This is a genomic window from Roseateles sp. GW821-FHT09G09, assembly GCF_059415965.1.
The window spans coordinates 484,003-500,461 of record NZ_JBWKOG010000004.1; the positions used below are offsets into that span (position 1 = coordinate 484,003).

Sequence of the window (16,459 nt, forward strand, 5' to 3'; positions counted from 1 at the left end):
CTGGTCACAATCGCCCGCATGGATCAAGTCGATGCAGTGGTGATCGGGGCCGGCGTCGTCGGCCTCGCGGTCGGCCGGGCGCTGGCGATGCGCGGGCTGGAGACGCTGGTGCTGGAGCGTGAACTCGCCATCGGCACCGGCGTGAGTTCGCGCAACAGCGAGGTCATCCATGCCGGGCTCTATTACCCGGCGGGATCGTTGAAAGCGCGCCTGTGCGTGCGTGGCAAGCAGCTGCTCTACGCGCACTGCGAATCGCACGGCGTGCCGCATCGCCGTTGCGGCAAGCTCGTCGTCGCGACCTCGGCGGAACAACTGCCCGGTCTGCGCGCGCTGCAGGCGAAAGCCGCCGTCAACGGCGTCGACGACCTGCGCTGGCTCACGCGCGAGGAAGCCCTCGCGCTGGAACCGCAACTGCGATGCGAGGCCGCGCTGCTCTCGCCGTCGACCGGCATCGTCGACAGCCACGCGCTGATGCTGTCGCTGCAGGGCGACCTGGAGCGCCACGGCGGCGCGGTCGCCTTCGGCGCGGCCGTGATGGCGGTGCGTCGCGACGGTGGGGCGCATGTCGTCCACACCGCCGACATGACGCTAGTCGCCCGCATCGTCGTCAACGCGACCGGGCTGCATGCGCCGCTGCTCGCCGCCGCGATCGAGGGCCTGCCGCCGCCGCCCGCGCCGCGCTTCAGCAAGGGCTGCTACTTCGCGCTGCAGGGGCGGGCGCCGTTCTCGCGCCTCGTGTACCCGATGCCGCAGGACGCATGGCTGGGGGTGCACCTGACGCTGGACCTCGGCGGCCAGGCGCGTTTCGGGCCGGATGCGCAGTGGCTGGACGTCGAGAACCCCGAAGACATCGACTACGCCGTCGATCCCGCCCGCGCCGACGTCTTCTACGACGACGTGCGCCGCTACTGGCCTGCGCTTGCCGACGGCGCGCTGCAGCCGGCGTACAGCGGCGTGCGGCCGAAGATCCACGCACAGCACGAGCCCGCGCCCGACTTCCGCATCGACGGCCCCGCCGAGCACGGCGTGCCGGGTCTGGTGAACCTGATGGGCATCGAGTCGCCCGGCCTCACGAGTGCGCTGGCGATTGCCGAGGAAGTGGTCGCACGCAGCGGTCTCGGGTGAGTCCGCGGTCGTTCAGGGACGGCAGGGCGTGAGGTTTGGACGCTTGCCGGCCGGGCCTCATGCCCTGGCGGCCAAGCGCTGGGACTGGGCAGGTGGAATGGCCTCGGCTTAGTCCGCCGGCACCCGTAGCGCGCGGTCCCGCTCCTTCGCGATGCGCGCTGCGAAGTCTGCTGACGAACCACCGGTCGGCAGGTTGCTGACGTCGAGGATCTTCGAGCGGATCTCGGGCAGCCGCAGCGCCTCGTTGATCACCGCGTTGATCAATCGCAGCCGGTCGTCGGGCACGCCGCGCGGCGCGAAGAGGCCGAAGGTTGAGACCAGGTTCGCTTCCGGGAAGCCAAGCTCGGCCAGGGTCGGCACCTCGGGCAGCACCGGCAGCCGCACGGGCGAGCCGATCGCCAGCGCCTTGAGCTTGCCCTGCCGAACGAACTGCAGCTGCTGCGACGCGACGTTCGAGGACAGCAGCTCGAACTGTCCGCCGATCGCGTCGGTCAACTGCTGGCCGCCGCCCTTGTAGGGCACGTGGATGATGTCCACACGCGCCGCCGCGCGCACCTGCGCCAGCACCATGTGTCCGACGGTCGCGTGGCCCGACGTCGCCCAGCGCAGTCGACCCGGCGCCGCGCGCGCGGCGGCGAGCATCGCGGCGAAGTCCTTCGGCTTGAACGACGGATGCGCGAGCACCAGCACCGGCGTGTCCATGATGCTGACGACGGGCGCCACGTCCGGCGCCGTCGCGGAGAGCGAAGCGCCGGCCGGCGCGAACACCAGCGGCGAGATCGCGCAGTAGGCCAGCGTGTGGCCGTCCGGCGCCGCGCGCGCGAGCGACTCCAGCGCGGTCAGCCCGCCCGCGCCGGCGCGGTTCTCGACGATCACCGGCACCTTCAGCCGGGTGCTCATGTGCTGTGCGAGTGCGCGCGCCGTCTCGTCGCTGACGCCACCGGGCGGGTAGGCGACGATCAGGTGGATCGGCCGCGTTGGCCAGGGTTCGCCCGCGGCGTTGGCGTTGCCCGTCTGGGCGCGGGCGTCGCCGCCCAAACCCAAACCCAAACCCAGACCGAGGACCTGGCCCACCGCGGCGGCGAGCCCCGTCGTCATCGGAAGGCACGCCGCACCGCCGCAGGCGGCGGTCTTCAGCAGATCCCGCCTACGCATCGCGGTGCTCCATCGCGATGCGGCGCGCCAACGCCAGGAAGGTGGCCGTCGGCCCTTCCTGGTCGTGCGAACGGTACGCGATCGTCAGCGGCGCCTCCAGCCGCGCATGCTTCTCCAGCGGCCGGAACACGATCGAATGCGCATGCACGCCGCGCATCGACGCCGGCACGACCGTGATGCCCGCGCCGGCCGCCACCAGGTTAAGGTTCATCATCATCCGGTCGACCTCGACGAAGCTGCGCGGCTTGACGCCGTCGCGCTCGCACAGCGCCAGCAGGTTGGCGTAAAGGCCGGGCGCGCCCGGCCGGCGCACGAGGATCAAGTCCTCGTCCTCCAGCTCCGACAGCGGCACCGGCGTGGACCCGGCGCGCGGCACCGTCGCGAGCCGGTGGTCCAGCGGCAACGCCAGCAGCGCGGGCTCGGTGAGCAGCGTCTCGAAGCTGACGCCCTCGGGCTGCGCCACCGGCACGCGCAGGAAGCCGCAATGCAGCCGCGACTTCACGACCGCCTCGATCAGCCCGGCGGCGTGGTTCTCGGTCATCGTCAGCGCGATGCCGGGATGCTCGCCGCGGCAGGCGCGCAACACCGCCGGCGTGAACGCGTGCGCCGCCGCCGAGCTCGTGAAGCCGATCGCCAGCAGCCCGTGCTGGCCGCCGGCCAGCCGGTCCATGCGGTCGCGCATGTCGTTGTAATCGCGCAGCAGTCGACGCGCCTCGTCCAGGAACTGGCGGCCGCCGTCGGTCAGGCTCACGCCCTTCGGATGGCGGTGCAGCAGGGCGATGCCCAGCTCCTGTTCCAGCGTCTTGATCTGCTGGCTGAGGGGCGGCTGCTGCATCCCGAGCAGCGCCGCCGCGCGCGTCATGTGACCGGTCTCCGCGACCGTCACGAAATAGCGCAGATGTCGGAGGTCCATGTCTGCGTTGTCTCCTGGTCCTCGGGCTCGCCGTCGCCCTCCCATGCGGAAAGCATGCGGAAAGCTACGTACGTCCCATATTCAAAACGTCTCGGACTCTGCGGATCAGTGTATTTGACGCTATGGAGGGCGGTCACTAAGGTCCGGCCCGGATACCTACTACAACCAGACGGAGACAACGTTGATGACTGCGAAACGACATTCGGGGAACGCGAGGAACGCGCGCAGGGCTCTGGTCCTGGCCGCCACCGCGATGGGAGCGGCCGGCGCGGCACACGCGCAGAGCGGCAGCAGCGTGCAGGTGTTCGGCCTGCTGGACATCGGCGTGCAGGCGCTGAAGGCCAGCGGCAGCGACACGCGCTACTTCGTGAACAGCGACGGGAACACGTCCAGCCGCTTCGGCGTGCGTGGCACCGAGGACCTCGGCGGCGGGCTGAAGGTCGGCTTCTGGCTGGAGTCGGCGGTGGCCGTCGACGACGGCACCAGCGGCGCGACCAGCACCAACAACAAGGACTCGGTCAGCGGCGGCCTGACCTGGGGCCGGCGCGCGACGGTGCAGATCTCGTCGGCCGACTGGGGCGAGCTGCGCCTGGGCCGCGACTACGTGCCGTCCTTCGGCAACCTGACCACGTCGATGCATCCGTTCGGGACGAACGGCGTGGGCAGCTCCGGGATCATGTACTACCCGGTGCCCGCCAACGGCACGACGGCGCGCACCAACGTGCGGGCGTCCAACTCGATCGGCTACTTCACGCCCTCGGGCATCAACGGCTTCTACGGCCACGCGATGCTGGCGCTGGGCGAGCAGGCGTCGGGACCGACGCGCAAGGACGGGCAGTTGACCGGCGTGCGCATCGGCTGGCGCAACGAGACCTTCAACGGCTCGGCCGCGATCTCCAAGACGCGCTACGCCACCGGCGACTACACGCAGAGCAACGTGGGCATGTCCTACCAGTGGGGGCCGGCCAAGCTGATGGCGCTGTGGGGCCGCAACGAGGTCGGCATCACCAGCACGACGGCCACCATGCTGGGCACGCAATGGCAGGTCTGGCCGCAGGGCGAGCTGCGCTTCGCCTACACCTGGCTGAAGGCGAAGAACGTCGCGAGCGACGCCACGCACATCGCGATCGGCTACGTCCACGACCTGTCCAAGCGGACGGCGCTTTACACCAACCTCGCCAAGGTGGACAACAAGGCCCGCGGCGTGCGCTTCAACGTCGGTCTCGCGACGACGCAGCCCGGCGGCGACAGCGGCGGCTTCGAGGCCGGCGTGCGCCACAACTTCTGATCTTCGCCTGACCCCTGTCCGACTCCTGTCGGACAGGGCCTCACCTCGGCCTCACCTTGGCCTCACCTCGGATTCACCCAGCAGCAACGAAGGAGCACGACCATGTCGACCACCATGCTCTCCCAACCCCTGAGCCGGACCCGCGCGGTCGTGCTCGCCTTCACCGCCCTGGCGGGCCTCGCGGCGTTCGCGCCGCTGGGCGCCCACGCCGAGGCGACCAAGATCCTCTTCGTCGGCAACAGCTACACCTTCGGACGCGTCGATCCGGTGATGAGCTACAACGCCGCCAACGTCCACGATTTGACAGCGGCGATGTACGCCAGCAACCCGAGCGGCGCCAACAGCTTCGAGCCCCATCCCTGGGGCGGCATCGCCGGCATCTTCAAGCAGTTCACCGTGCAGGTCGGTCTGGACTACGACGTCTCGATCTCGGCGCGCAACGCGGCCTCGCTGCGCGGGCAGTTCCTCAACACCAACAACGCCGGCTGGGACCTGCGCGGCAACATCGGCTCGCAGGCCTGGGACAAGGTGGTGCTGCAGGAACAGAGCGACGAGCCGCTGACCCGGGAGCCGGGGCTCGCCTCCAACCCGGCCTACTTCAGCACCTACACCAACCTGATCGAGAACTGGATCCACCAGGGCAACGCGCTGAGCTACCGCGAGCGCGACCTGATCGGCGGCACGAACGCGAAGTGCGCGGAGATCACCGGCGCGTCGACGGGCACCTGCTCGCTGCTGCGCAACGTGCCGGCGAACGCCAATGCCAACGCGAACGCCGACGTGTACCTGTACCAGACCTGGGCGCGGCCCAACCTGGTCAACGCGCCCAGCACGACGGTCACCGACGAGAACACCGGGGAGGTGACGCCGACGGGGCAGCCGGCGCCGTCCTTCTATCCGACGTTGCAGGCGATGACCGACGACCTGAAGCAGGCCTATGCCAACGCCGCGCTGATGGCAGGCGCGGACGGGTCGGGCGGCGTCAAGGGCGTCGCGCCGGTGGGTGAGGCCTTCATGCGCGCGATCGCGGCGGGTGTCGCGACGCCCGACATGTATGCCTCGACGGCGGCCACGGACGGACTGCTGGACCTGTGGTTCGACGACGGCACCCACGCGAGCAAGTACGGGTCCTACCTGAGCGCGCTGACGCTGTTCGGCACGATCACCGGCCTGGACCCCGCGGTGCTGGGCCTGAACGAGATCGCCGCGCGCGACCTCGGCATCAGCGCGGCCCAGGCGCTGCTGCTGCAGCGCGTGGCGAGCGACCAGCTAGGCTTCGCCGCGGCGGTGCCGGAGCCGGCCTCGTTCGCCCTGGCCGGACTGGGGCTGGGCCTGTTGTGGATGATGCGTCGGCGCCGGGATTCGTCGTCCGCGTCGTCCGCGTCTTCCGCGTGGTCCGCGTGGTCCGCGTCGTCGGGCCCGATGTTGTCGATGAACGCCATGCCCGCGCTCGGCGGCGCGGCGGCTTGATTCCTGTGATCTGAAGGGAGATGAGATGACGATGAAGCGGATGGCACGAACGGACGGGAACGCGGCGACCAGCGGGATCGGGGCCAGGAGCGCGTGGGTCGCGTGGTCGGCGACCCTGTCGCTGGTGGCCGGCGTGCCGGCCGCCTTCGCGAAAGGACCGGCGGGCGCGGCCTTCGACATGGCGGCCGAGACCGCGCCGACGTCGACGGCCTGTCCGTCGGGCGTCGGCGAGGGTGCGAGCTGCCTGTCGGGCAAGGACAGTGCCGGCGCGCTCTACATGATCGTGATGCCCAGGCAGTGGAACGGGGACCTCGTCGTGCATGCGCACGGCGGGCCCTTCCTCGGCGCGCCCACGATCAAGCGCGTGACCGAGGACGTCGAGCGCTGGACCATCATGCCGCGCCTGGGCTACGCCTTCGCGACCTCGAGCTACCGGCAGGGGGGCGTCGCGGTGAGCGCTGCGGCCGAGGACAACGAGCGCCTGCGGCGCCTGTTCATCGACAAGGTCGCCAAGCCGAAACATGTCTACCTGCACGGCCAGTCCTGGGGCGCGAGCGTGGCGGCCAAGGGCGCGGAGCTGTTTGCCGACGGCAAGCCCTACGACGCGGTGCTGCTGACCTCGGGCGTGCTGGGCGGCGGGACGCGCAGCTACGACTTCCGGCTGGACCTGCGCGTCGTCTACCAGTACCTGTGCCACAACCACCCGTTGCCGAGCGAGCCGCAGTACCCGCTCAACATCGGGCTGCCGGCCGACTCGCCCTTGAAGCAGGCCGACCTCGCGAAGCGCGTCGACGACTGCCTCGGCCTGAACAAGCCGGCGGCGGAGCGCACGCCGGAGCAGGCGGCGAAGGTCAAGACCATCGTCGACGTCATCCACATCCCGGAGCGGAGCATCCAGTCGCATCTGAACTGGGCGACCTGGCACTTCCAGGACATCGCGCAGAAGCGCACCGGCGGCGCGAGCCCGTTCGGCAACGTCGGCGCGGTCTATGCCGGTTCCAGCGACGACGCGGCGCTGAATGCGGGCGTGCTGCGTTACACGGCCGATGCCAAGGCCGTAGCGACCTTGTCGGCGGATGCGGACCTGGGCGGCAAGATCCCGGTGCCGGTGCTGACGGTGCACGCGATCCACGACCCGACGGCGATGGTCGAGTTGCAGGAGAGCTTCGGCCGCACGATGGCCGGGGCGGGACGCGGCGATGCGCTGGTGCAGACCTTCACCGGCGACAAGGACCACAGCTACCTCAGCGATCCGACCTACGCGGCGCTGATGGAGGCGCTGACGAGCTGGGCCACGCAAGGGAAGAAGCCGACGCCCGAATCCGTCGCCGCCGGCTGCGAGAAGGCCAAGGAGAAGCTGGGCCAGACTTGCCGGTTCGAGCCGAAGTACCAGGTCAAGGGCATCGAGACGCGGGTGCCGAAGCGCGATCGGCCTTGATCGGCGCTTGTTCAGGAAAGATCGCGATGGGAGCGTCGGGATGACGCCCCATCGTGGTTCACTCGACCGGCGGCCGATCAGCTCTTCGATAGACCGACAGGAGAATGTCTAGCGAAGTCCGTTTCGTCCAGCAGTCCCTGCGCGATCTCAACCATGACCTCTTCGAGGTAGGCAGATCGCTCCAGATCGACGCCTGCGGCTTCGAGATACGCCAGCGCGCTCATCAGTCCGGTCCGCTTGTTGCCATCGTTGAAAACGTGTCCTCGTGCGATCGCGACCGCATGCATGGCGGCGATCTCTCAAACAGGTCACGCATGCCAGTCAGCTGGATTCGAAATGAAACGCGTGACAGCGCGCCTTCCAAGGCGCCAATGCCATGTCCACCAGGCAACCCTCCCTCATGTTGGAGGATGGTTTCATGGATTCGCAGGACTTTATTTGCGTCCAGCATGGCTCAACGCTTTGCAAGAGCGCGAAGGACATCGCGATGCTTCTCGATGAGCCGTTCGACCATGGCCATGAACTCAGGCCCACTGTCTCGGGTCGGGGGCCATGGTTCTCCAGGACGCGGGAGATCCTTTGCAGGGTAGATCTGCGTCCGCTCAAAGTAGGGGATGCCGTACTTTTCGTGCAGAGCCTTCAGGCGCTGCACTTCCTCGGGTGACCTCATGATTGACTCCTTCGCGCCCAGCGTATTCGGCCTGCGACATCTCCCGCAATCACCTCGAAGCACGGTTCGCATCCCCCATTGGTGTCCCCCCTTTTTGGGAGAGGTCAGTCGCGACGATCAGGCGAAGAATCGGCCGGTCCCCATCGACAGGAGCTCGCCATGTTCACCGACCTGATCCGCAACGGCCGCGAAGACGCGCCGCAGGGCAACCGACGCGACTTCATGGAGGCGGCGGCCGCGCTCGGGATCAGCGTGATGGCGGGGCCGGTGCTGGCGCAGTCGGGGCAGGGCGGCGCGCCCGACCTGATCCTGCGCAACGGGCGCATCACGACGATGGATCCGGCGAAGCCGGAGGCCACCGCGATCGCGCTGCGCGACGGCGTCGTGATGGCCGTCGGATCGGACGCGGAGATCGCGAAGCTCGCCGGCGCGAAGACGCGGGTCGTCGACGTCGAGAAGCGCCGCGTGATCCCGGGGCTGACCGACTCCCACATGCACATCATCCGCGGCGGGCTCAACTTCAACATGGAGCTGCGTTGGGACGGCGTGCGCTCGCTGGGCGCGGCGCTGCAGATGCTCAAGGACCAGGCCGCGCGCACGCCCGCGCCGCAGTGGGTGCGGGTGGTCGGCGGCTGGAACGAGTTCCAGTTCGACGAGAAGCGCATGCCGACGATCGCCGAGCTCAACGCCGCCGCGCCCGACACGCCGGTGTTCGTGCTCAACCTCTACAACCAGGCCTTCCTGAACCGCGCCGCGTTGCGCGCGGTCGGCTACACGAAGGACACGCCGCAGCCCGCCGGCGCGATCATCGAGCGCGACGCGCGCGGCGAACCGACCGGGCTGCTGCTGGCCGAGCCCAACGCCTTCATCCTCTACAACACGCTGAACCTGGGACCCAAGCTGGATCCGGAGCAGCAGCTCAATTCGACGCTGCACTTCATGCGCGAGGAAAACCGGCTCGGGGTGACCTCGGTCGGCGACGCGGGCGGAGGCTTCCAGAACTATCCCGACGACTACGCGATCATCGACAAGCTCGCCAAGGAGAACCGCCTCACCGTGCGCATCGCCTACAACCTGTTCCCGCAGAAGGCGAAGCAGGAGCTGGCGGACTTCCAGCGCTGGGCGAAGATGGGCAAGCCCGGCGACGGCAGCGACTTCTACAAGCTCAACGGCGCCGGTGAGATGCTGGCCTTCAGCGCGGCGGACTTCGAGGACTTCCTCCAGCCGCGCCCCGAGATGCCGGCGGCGATGGAGAACGACCTCGAAGGCGTGGTGCGCTTCCTGGCGGGCAACGGCTGGCCGTGGCGCATGCACGCGACCTACAACGAGACGGTCTCGCGCAGCCTGGACGTGTTCGAGAAGGTCCATCGCGACCACCCCATCGACAAGCTTGGCTGGTTCTTCGACCACTGCGAGACGGTGACGCCGCAGAACCTCGAGCGCATCAAGCGCCTGGGCGGCGGCATCGCGGTGCAGAACCGGATGTCGATGCAGGGCGAGTACTTCATCCGCCGCTACGGGCTGAAGGCGACGGCCGAGACGCCGCCGGTCAAGCGCATGCTGGAGATGGGCATCCCCGTCTCGCTGGGCACCGACGCGACGCGGGTCAACAGCTACAACCCATGGCAGGCGCTGTACTGGCTGGTGTCGGGACGCACGATCGGCGGCACGCTGCTGTATCCGGAGGAGCGGCGGCTGGACCGCGTCGCCGCGTTGCGGCTGATGACCGCCGACGGCGCCTGGTTCTCGCGCGAGACCGGCAAGAAGGGCGTGCTGAAGCCGGGCGCGTTCGGCGACCTGGCGGTGCTGGACCGCGACTTCCTGACCGTGCCCGAGGACCAGATCCAGGACATCACCTCCGTGCTGACGGTGGTGGCGGGCAAGCCGGTGCATGGCAGCGGCGCGTATGCGTCGCTCGCGCCGGCCTTGCCGCCCGCGATGCCGGACTGGTCGCCGGTGAGGACCTACGGCGGCTACCAGGCGAGAAAGCCGGCGATGTCGTCGTCGGCGTCATCGACGATGAGCGATGCCGAACGCCGCTACCAGTACGCCGCGCAGTGCGCCTGCGCGAGCGGCTGCGGCGTGCACGGCCACGATCACACGGCGGTCGCCAGCGCGGCGCGCGATGCGACCTCGGCGCAGGCGTTCTGGGGCGCGATGGGGTGCAGCTGCTACGTGTGAGGAATCGCCTGGCTCGATGGGTCCGATGAGTTCGATGAGCTCGATGAGTTCATCGGGCTTGATCAGGCCATCCGAAGATCTCACCCGGTCATCATCGCGGTGTAGCGCCGCTGCATTTCCTCGGGCGTGAGCGTTTCGATCGAATGGCCCAGCAGCCACGAGTGGCCGAACGGATCGCGCAGGCGGCAGGAGCGTTCGCCGTAGAACTGATCGGTGGGCGGCATCGTGATCGTCGCCCCGGCGGCCGCGGCCTGCTCGGCCATGGCGTCGGCGTCGTCCACATGCAGGTGGATGGTGCAGCCGGTGAACTGGTCCCCCTGCGGGCCGACCATGCCGAACTCGGGGAACTCGTCGCACACCATCAGGACCACGGGGCCGAGTTGCAGTTCGACGTGCCCGATGCGCCCCGAGGGCTCGACCAGGCGGAAGCGTTCGGTCGCGCCGAAGGCCTTCTGATAGAACGCGATCGCCGCCTCGGCATCGCGCACCATCAGGTAGGGGAACACCTCGTGGATGGCATTCATCGCGGCAACTCCTGTGCAATGCGGCGCCAGGCCGCGGTGCCCGCAGCGTAGGCCACCCGTGGCGCGCCTGTATTGGACATTTTTTCAGGTTGCCAGCGCCACGTGGGTCGGCTGTTCGGGCTGCACCGGGCGGTAGGCGCCGGGCACCATGCCGGCCAGTTGCCGGAACTCGCGGATCAGATGCGACTGGTCGGCGTAGCCGCCGTCGGCGGCGAGCTGGGCCCAGTCGCGCGGACCGCAGCGCACGAGCGTGGGCAGCAGCGCGCTGAAACGCAGCACGCGGGCGTAGCGTTTGGGCGTGAGGCCGACCGCCTGTTCGAAGCGGCGGATGAACTGCGCCGGCGTCAGTCCGCTCGCGCGCTGCACCGGACCGACCTGGGCGAAGGAGGGGTCGCGGCGGAACGCCTCGACGGCGGATCTGGCCAGCGGGTCGATGGGCGGGGCGTCGCGCAGCCGTCGCAGGAGGTGGTCGTGCAGGACGAGCAAAGCGAGACGCGGTGACGCGGCGGCCTGCAGGCGCTCACGCAGCAGGCGGGCGCCGGGCCCCCAGATGTCTTCGAGCAGCTCCGTGCGATTGCGCAGCGACGGCAATGCGCCGCCGAAGAAGGCGGCGGCCCCGGCAGGCGTGAAGTGCACGCCGACCACGGCCGACGGGCCCTCGGTGCCGCGCACCTGGAAACGATCGAAGGCGCCCTGCACGATCGCACCGCGCAACCGGCGCGCGACCGGATCCTGTTCGTTGTCGTAGCGGAGCAGGTGATCCTGCAGCAGCGGCACGACGATGTCGGCACAGCCGGTGGGCAGGCTGCGCTCGCGCACGTGCGGCAGCTCACCGCGGGCGCTGTACCACAGGCACGCCACATGGGCAGCGAGTGGGGCGGCGGGGCGCTCATGCAGGACCATGACGCGTCCTCAGTCCTTGAGCCCGAACAGCCGGGCGCCGTTCCCCCAGGCGATCCCGCGGGCGATGTCGTCGGGCAGATCGCCCAGCCAGACGCGATAGGCTTTCACCGTGGCTTCGTAGTACTGCCAGCGCTGGTTGACCCAGGTGTCGGAGCCGATCAGGAACCGGTCCGGGTACTTCGCAATCAGCGCACGCCACTCGGGGCAGAGCTTGCCGTCGTCGCAAGTCAGACCGGGGCGGTAGGACAACTCGCCCATCAGTCGCGGGTACTTGGCAAGCAGCGCCTCCACGCGCTCGATCGACGCGCCGTTGATCCCCGTGTGCGCCCAGATCAATCGCGCCTCGCGCCCCTTGCTGGGGGTCGCTGCCATCAGCAGGTCGATCGCCTCGTCGTCGACGTGCGCCAGCACGACGAGCGACTTCGACTCGGCCAGCACCATCAGCTGCTGGGCGACGGGGCCGCGCGCGTTGGCACTGTCGTAGAGATGGAACTCGCCGAGCCCGCGGTACGGGCCGGACGCCGTCCCGCGCGCCAGTTCATCCAGGACCATCTGGTAAATGCTCGCGTCGCCGAACCAGTTGTCGTAGTCGGCCCGGTTGCGGTAGAGGCGGATGAACGGCACGACGGTCACGCCGGCCGTGCGCGTCTCGGGCAGCTGCATGAGCGTGCGCGTGCCGTCGTTGGGGCGCGAGTTGGAGAGGATCGCCTTCACCCCGCTGCGCTTCATGCGCGCAAGGACGTCCGAGGGCGGATGCGGGCCCTCGCGACCGTTCCAGGCCTCCTCGTTGTAATGGAGGTGGGCGTCGAAGATCGGGCCGGCGTAGTCGGCCGCACGGGCCGCGCCCACACCGGACAAGGACACCGAGAGCGCGGCGAGCAAGGCGCCTGCGGCGGGCACGGAGATCAGCGACATCAGGCGCTGCAGGGCAGGGCGCATGGACGGCTCCAGTCGATCGGACCGGAGCCGATTCTCACCCAGTCGCCGACCCGGCCAGTCGGGTGGTCAGGTGCTCACTCGATCGACAGCAGCGTCACCGAGCGTGCCGGCAGCGTGAGGGTCTTGCCCAGCGTCTTGTGTTCGCCGGTCATGACGTCGACCGCGGTGTCGCCGTCGCGCAGCATCTCGGGGAAGCGCGACAGGTCCAGCTCGCGCGCTTCCTTCGCCTTGCTCATCACCAGCATCAGGCGCTTGCCGCCCAGGCCCTTCGCGGCGTCGTAGCGGAACAGCACGTAGCTCTCCGCCAGCGGCGCGTACTGCATCAGCGCGCCGTCGTGCACCAGCCGCTCGGCCTTGCGCCAGTTCAGCAGGCGCTTCAACCACGCCTGCGCGCCGGCCTGGCGCTCGCCCATCCCCGCGCCCGTGAAGGCGTTGACCGCGTCGCCGGCCCAGCCGCCGGGGAAGTCCGCGCGCACCGCGCCGTCGTCGCGATGGCGCGGGCTGGTCATCAGGATCTCCGAGCCGTAAAAGAACTGCGGGATCCGCCGCACGAAGGACAGGTAGGCCCAGGCCATCTTCGTCAGCTCGAGGTCGTCGTGCAGCACGCTGTAGACGCGCGGCGTGTCGTGGTTGCCCTCGAAGAGCACCAGATTGGCCGGGTCCGGATAGACGAAGTCGTGCGCCAGCGCCTCGTAGAGCTTCATGAAGCCGCCGTCGTGCGCGTCCTGCTGGTTGAGTCCGGCCAGCAGCGCTTCCTGCAGGGGGAAGTCCATCAGGCTCGGCAGCGACGACACGTAGCCGTCGTGGTTGTGCTTGCCGGCCTGCCAGTACGACACCACCGCCGGGTGCGAGCTCCATTCCTCGCCGACGATGTTCAGCTTCGGGTATTCGTCCTTGAGGCGGCGCGACCAGGCGGACAGGAAGTCCTTGTCGGAATAGCTGTAGGTGTCGGTGCGCACGCCGGCCAGGTCGGCGGTCTCGATCCACCACAGGCTCATCTGCGTCAGGTAGGTCGCCACCAGCGGCTGGCGCTGGTTGAGGTCAGGCATGCCGGGGCTGAACCAGCCGTCGCTGAAACGCTTTCGGTCGCTGGGCGCGGCGTAGGGATCCTGCAGCGACATGCGTGCGTGGTGCGTCTCGGTGTACTGGGGCCAGGCGTTGACCCAGTCGGCCGTCGGCAGGTCGGCCATCCACCAGTGATGCACGCCGATGTGGTTCAGCACGATGTCCTGGATCAGGCCGATGCCGTGGCGCTTCGCTTCGGCGGCGAGCCGCACGTAGTCCGCGTTGCTGCCGAAGCGCGGATCGACCTGGTAGAAGTCCGTCGCGCCGTAGCCGTGGTAGCTCCATTTCGGGCTGTCGTTCACCGACAGCGGCGTGGGCCACAGCATCGTGAAGCCCATCGCGGCGATGTAGTCGAGGTGGGCCGTCAGGCCGGCGAGGTCGCCGCCGTGGCGGCCGCCCGGATCGGCGCGGTTCAGGCCTTCCGCCAGCCCCGGCACGACATCGTTGGACGGATCGCCGTTGGCGAAGCGGTCCGGCACCACCAGGTAGATCGCGTCCTTGGGGCCGAAACTCGCGCGCTGCGCCGAACCCGGCGCGCGCTCGCGCAAGGCGTAGGGGTGCTCGATGACGACCTTGCCGTCGCGCTTCAAGCGCAACGTCAGCGTGCCGGGCTTGGAGGCGGGCGCGATCCGCAGGTCGACGAACAGGTAGTTGGGGCTGTCGCCGCGCCGCGTGCCGACCAGCGTCACCCCGGGGGCCGGGGCGAGTTCAGCCTCCAGGGCGCCGATGCCGGCACCGTGCAGCATCACCTGCAGGTCGGGCGACTTCATGCCCACCCACCAGTCCGGCGGCTCGACGTGGGCGAGCGTCACCGGAGCGGAGGACGAGGCGGAAGCAGCGGAGGCGGCCGTCGCGGCGGCGGCGGGAGCGTGGGTCATGACGAGGAGGCTTAAGGCGAAGGAGACGAGAGGGGCGAAGGTCGACATCGTGCACGCCCTTCAACGAAGGCGGAAGACCTGCACGGACAGGGGCGGGGCACTGAGCGTCACCTGTCCGCGAGCATCCGCGGTCGCCGCAGACGACGTACGCAGCGGGTGCAACGGACGCAAGCGCGTCTTCGACGGCAGGCCGGGCAACGAGACCTCGGCAGCATCGCGGCCGTAGTTGATCACGACGAGCACACGCTGGCCCTGATAGGCGCGCTGGAAGCTCAACACCTGACCCTGCGCGAGGGGCGCTTCGTAGCGGCCGCGCGCGATCGCCGGCTGGCTGTTGCGCAGCGCGAGCATCGCCTTGTAGAAGGTCAGCAGCGAGCCGGGATCGGCCGCCTGCGCCTGCGCGTTGTGCGTGGCGATGTTGGGCGAGGCCGGCCGGAACGGCGTGCCCGTCGAGAAGCCGGCAGGCGTCGCCGTCCAGCTCATCGGCGCGCGCAGCGGCGCATCGCCCGGCAACCCGGCGACGCCGGCCTGGCCGATCTCCTCGCCGTAGTAGATGAACGGCGTGCCCGGCAGCAGCAGGTAGGTCGCGGCGGCCAGCTTGTAGCGCGCCTCGTCGCCCCCGAACTGGTCCCAGGCCCGCTTGCCCGCGAAGATGTCGTGATTGCTCAGCATCGTGGCCATGGCCGGCGGCGCCTCGGTGAAGAAGCGCGCGACCTTGGCCACCGCCTCGTCCGAGCCATCGCCGCCCTTGGCCGCATCGATCACCGCGCGCTCCAGTCCGAACGCGAACGCGCTGCCGCAGATGTCGTCGCGGGTGTAGACCTTGGGCTCGGCCGTGGCCTCGCAGACGACGAAGCGATGCGGGTAACGCTTGATCAGCCGCGTGAAGTCGCCGGTCAGCGCGCGGCTCTCCGGCTGGTCGTTCCAGTCCTTCGCGCTGTTCTCGATCAGGTGCGGCACGGCATCCAGGCGGTAGCCGTCCAGCCCGCGGTTGAGCCAGAAGCGCAGGCTGTCCGCGTGGTACTTCACCACCGCCGGGTTGCGCATGTTGTAGTCCGGCATGTGCGGACCGAACACCGCGAAGTAGCGGGGCGAGCCGGCCGGTGCCTGGGCCGTCGATTCGGGCTTGGGCGGCGCGCTGGCGCCTTCGGGCACATCGGGCGGCACGTCCTCGCCGGGCAGGTACCACGGCGTCTTGCCCCAGATGTCCCAGTCCTTCAGCTCGCTGAGCGGCTGCGAGGTCCAGACGAACCAGTCGCGCCACGGGCTCGCCGGATCGGCCGCCGCCGCACGGAACAGCGGATGCTCGCGCGCGCCGTGGTTGATCACGTAGTCCATGACGACGCCGATGCCGCGCCGATGGGCCTCGCGGATCAGCTCGTCGAAATCGGCCAGCGTGCCGTACTGGGGCTCGATCGCGCGGTAGTCGGTCGTCGCGTAGCCGTGGTCGCGATCGGCGCTCGCGGTGATCGGCATCAGCCAGATGCCCTTGATGCCCAGGTCCTTCAGGTAGTCGAGCCTTTGCGTCACGCCGCGCAGGTCGCCGATGCCGTCGCCGTCGCTGTCCTGGAAGCCGCGCACGAAGATCTCGATGAAGGCGCCGTGCTGCCAGCCCTCGGGCAGCGTGCTGCGTCCGCGCACCTCCTTCACCGGCGAGAGATCGACTGGCGCCGCGCCCGGGGGCGAGGCGGGCGGGGCGGCCGGGGCGGGCGACGCCGCCGGCGCTGCACGCAGTTCGGCGGCGGTCCCTCCGGCGGACATCGCGACGGCCATCACCGTGGCCGTGGTGAGGGCGATGGGGCGACGAGTCATCTCGCGATCTCCTGGTCTTGTTCTGTGATCTGTAGCAAAAGTACAAATTCGAGCGACGTCAGGAAATCCGTCCCGGGCGCCGTCGCGCCGCAGCATAG

Annotated in this window: 14 protein-coding genes; 6 read left to right on the plus strand and 8 right to left on the minus strand. The window is 69.4% G+C overall.

Going from position 1 to position 16,459, the window contains the following annotated elements; translation table 11 throughout:
- Positions 1 to 18 precede the first annotated feature (18 nt).
- Positions 19 to 1,125 (plus strand): NAD(P)/FAD-dependent oxidoreductase, encoded by a 1,107-nt coding sequence (locus AC07O8_RS13520; protein WP_495048510.1) that lies wholly within the window; start codon positions 19 to 21, stop codon positions 1,123 to 1,125.
- Positions 1,126 to 1,233: 108 nt separating this feature from the next.
- On the opposite strand, the gene AC07O8_RS13525 is transcribed toward AC07O8_RS13520, so the two are convergent.
- Complete coding sequence (locus tag AC07O8_RS13525) at positions 1,234 to 2,280, minus strand: Bug family tripartite tricarboxylate transporter substrate binding protein (protein WP_495048511.1); 1,047 nt, start codon at positions 2,278 to 2,280, stop codon at positions 1,234 to 1,236.
- The gene (locus tag AC07O8_RS13530) at positions 2,273 to 3,193 is read right to left on the minus strand and encodes a LysR family transcriptional regulator (protein WP_495048512.1); all 921 of its coding nucleotides are present in this window, start codon (positions 3,191 to 3,193) and stop codon (positions 2,273 to 2,275) included. Before AC07O8_RS13530 ends, AC07O8_RS13525 begins: the two co-directional genes overlap by 8 nt.
- A 184-nt stretch (positions 3,194 to 3,377) precedes the next feature.
- Between AC07O8_RS13530 and AC07O8_RS13535 the strand changes: the two genes are divergently transcribed.
- The 3 genes from AC07O8_RS13535 (at position 3,378) to AC07O8_RS13545 (ending at position 7,389) form a co-directional block, all read left to right on the plus strand.
- Positions 3,378 to 4,481, plus strand: coding sequence for a porin (locus AC07O8_RS13535; protein WP_495048513.1), 1,104 nt, complete (start codon positions 3,378 to 3,380; stop codon positions 4,479 to 4,481).
- Between the two features lie 102 nt (positions 4,482 to 4,583).
- Positions 4,584 to 5,951 (plus strand): PEP-CTERM sorting domain-containing protein, encoded by a 1,368-nt coding sequence (locus AC07O8_RS13540; protein ID WP_495048514.1) that lies wholly within the window; start codon positions 4,584 to 4,586, stop codon positions 5,949 to 5,951.
- Positions 5,952 to 5,982: 31 nt separating this feature from the next.
- Positions 5,983 to 7,389 (plus strand): hypothetical protein, encoded by a 1,407-nt coding sequence (locus AC07O8_RS13545; RefSeq protein WP_495048647.1) that lies wholly within the window; start codon positions 5,983 to 5,985, stop codon positions 7,387 to 7,389.
- A gap of 77 nt (positions 7,390 to 7,466) precedes the next feature.
- On the opposite strand, the gene AC07O8_RS13550 is transcribed toward AC07O8_RS13545, so the two are convergent.
- Positions 7,467 to 7,676: a Fic family protein gene (locus AC07O8_RS13550; RefSeq protein WP_495048515.1), complete on the minus strand. Its 210-nt coding sequence runs from the start codon at positions 7,674 to 7,676 to the stop codon at positions 7,467 to 7,469.
- 131 nt (positions 7,677 to 7,807) lie between these two features.
- Here AC07O8_RS13550 and AC07O8_RS13555 point away from each other — a divergent pair, with 131 nt between their 5' ends.
- Positions 7,808 to 8,053 carry a hypothetical protein gene (locus AC07O8_RS13555; protein ID WP_495048516.1) on the plus strand — a complete coding sequence of 82 codons (246 nt, stop codon included), beginning with the start codon at positions 7,808 to 7,810 and terminating at the stop codon, positions 8,051 to 8,053.
- A gap of 261 nt (positions 8,054 to 8,314) precedes the next feature.
- Positions 8,315 to 10,240 carry an amidohydrolase gene (locus AC07O8_RS13560; protein ID WP_495048648.1) on the plus strand — a complete coding sequence of 642 codons (1,926 nt, stop codon included), beginning with the start codon at positions 8,315 to 8,317 and terminating at the stop codon, positions 10,238 to 10,240.
- Positions 10,241 to 10,320: 80 nt separating this feature from the next.
- Here AC07O8_RS13560 and AC07O8_RS13565 read toward each other — a convergent pair whose 3' ends face one another.
- The 5 genes from AC07O8_RS13565 to AC07O8_RS13585 all read right to left on the minus strand — a co-directional run bounded on the left by AC07O8_RS13565 (position 10,321) and on the right by AC07O8_RS13585 (position 16,361).
- Entirely contained in the window at positions 10,321 to 10,764 is a 444-nt protein-coding gene (locus tag AC07O8_RS13565; RefSeq protein ID WP_495048517.1) for a VOC family protein, read from the minus strand.
- A gap of 84 nt (positions 10,765 to 10,848) precedes the next feature.
- Entirely contained in the window at positions 10,849 to 11,667 is an 819-nt protein-coding gene (locus AC07O8_RS13570) for an AraC family transcriptional regulator (protein ID WP_495048518.1), read from the minus strand.
- Positions 11,668 to 11,676: 9 nt separating this feature from the next.
- Positions 11,677 to 12,606 (minus strand): amidohydrolase family protein, encoded by a 930-nt coding sequence (locus AC07O8_RS13575; protein ID WP_495048519.1) that lies wholly within the window; start codon positions 12,604 to 12,606, stop codon positions 11,677 to 11,679.
- Positions 12,607 to 12,680: 74 nt separating this feature from the next.
- Entirely contained in the window at positions 12,681 to 14,549 is a 1,869-nt protein-coding gene (locus AC07O8_RS13580) for a glycoside hydrolase family 13 protein (protein ID WP_495048520.1), read from the minus strand.
- A gap of 60 nt (positions 14,550 to 14,609) precedes the next feature.
- A complete protein-coding gene (locus AC07O8_RS13585; RefSeq protein ID WP_495048521.1) occupies positions 14,610 to 16,361 on the minus strand; it encodes an alpha-amylase family glycosyl hydrolase in 1,752 nt (583 codons plus the stop codon).
- Positions 16,362 to 16,459 lie beyond the last annotated feature (98 nt).

Coding starts and splice junctions, on each gene's coding strand:
- AC07O8_RS13585 (WP_495048521.1), bottom strand. CDS start 16,361: ATGACTCGTCGCCCCATCGCCCTCACCACGGCCACGGTGATGGCCGTC.
- AC07O8_RS13535 (WP_495048513.1), top strand. CDS start 3,378: ATGACTGCGAAACGACATTCGGGGAACGCGAGGAACGCGCGCAGGGCT.
- AC07O8_RS13525 (WP_495048511.1), bottom strand. CDS start 2,280: ATGCGTAGGCGGGATCTGCTGAAGACCGCCGCCTGCGGCGGTGCGGCG.
- AC07O8_RS13540 (WP_495048514.1), top strand. CDS start 4,584: ATGTCGACCACCATGCTCTCCCAACCCCTGAGCCGGACCCGCGCGGTC.
- AC07O8_RS13565 (WP_495048517.1), bottom strand. CDS start 10,764: ATGAATGCCATCCACGAGGTGTTCCCCTACCTGATGGTGCGCGATGCC.
- AC07O8_RS13555 (WP_495048516.1), top strand. CDS start 7,808: ATGGATTCGCAGGACTTTATTTGCGTCCAGCATGGCTCAACGCTTTGC.
- AC07O8_RS13560 (WP_495048648.1), top strand. CDS start 8,315: ATGGCGGGGCCGGTGCTGGCGCAGTCGGGGCAGGGCGGCGCGCCCGAC.
- AC07O8_RS13570 (WP_495048518.1), bottom strand. CDS start 11,667: ATGGTCCTGCATGAGCGCCCCGCCGCCCCACTCGCTGCCCATGTGGCG.
- AC07O8_RS13530 (WP_495048512.1), bottom strand. CDS start 3,193: ATGGACCTCCGACATCTGCGCTATTTCGTGACGGTCGCGGAGACCGGT.
- AC07O8_RS13545 (WP_495048647.1), top strand. CDS start 5,983: ATGAAGCGGATGGCACGAACGGACGGGAACGCGGCGACCAGCGGGATC.
- AC07O8_RS13580 (WP_495048520.1), bottom strand. CDS start 14,549: ATGACCCACGCTCCCGCCGCCGCCGCGACGGCCGCCTCCGCTGCTTCC.
- AC07O8_RS13520 (WP_495048510.1), top strand. CDS start 19: ATGGATCAAGTCGATGCAGTGGTGATCGGGGCCGGCGTCGTCGGCCTC.
- AC07O8_RS13550 (WP_495048515.1), bottom strand. CDS start 7,676: ATGCATGCGGTCGCGATCGCACGAGGACACGTTTTCAACGATGGCAAC.
- AC07O8_RS13575 (WP_495048519.1), bottom strand. CDS start 12,606: ATGCGCCCTGCCCTGCAGCGCCTGATGTCGCTGATCTCCGTGCCCGCC.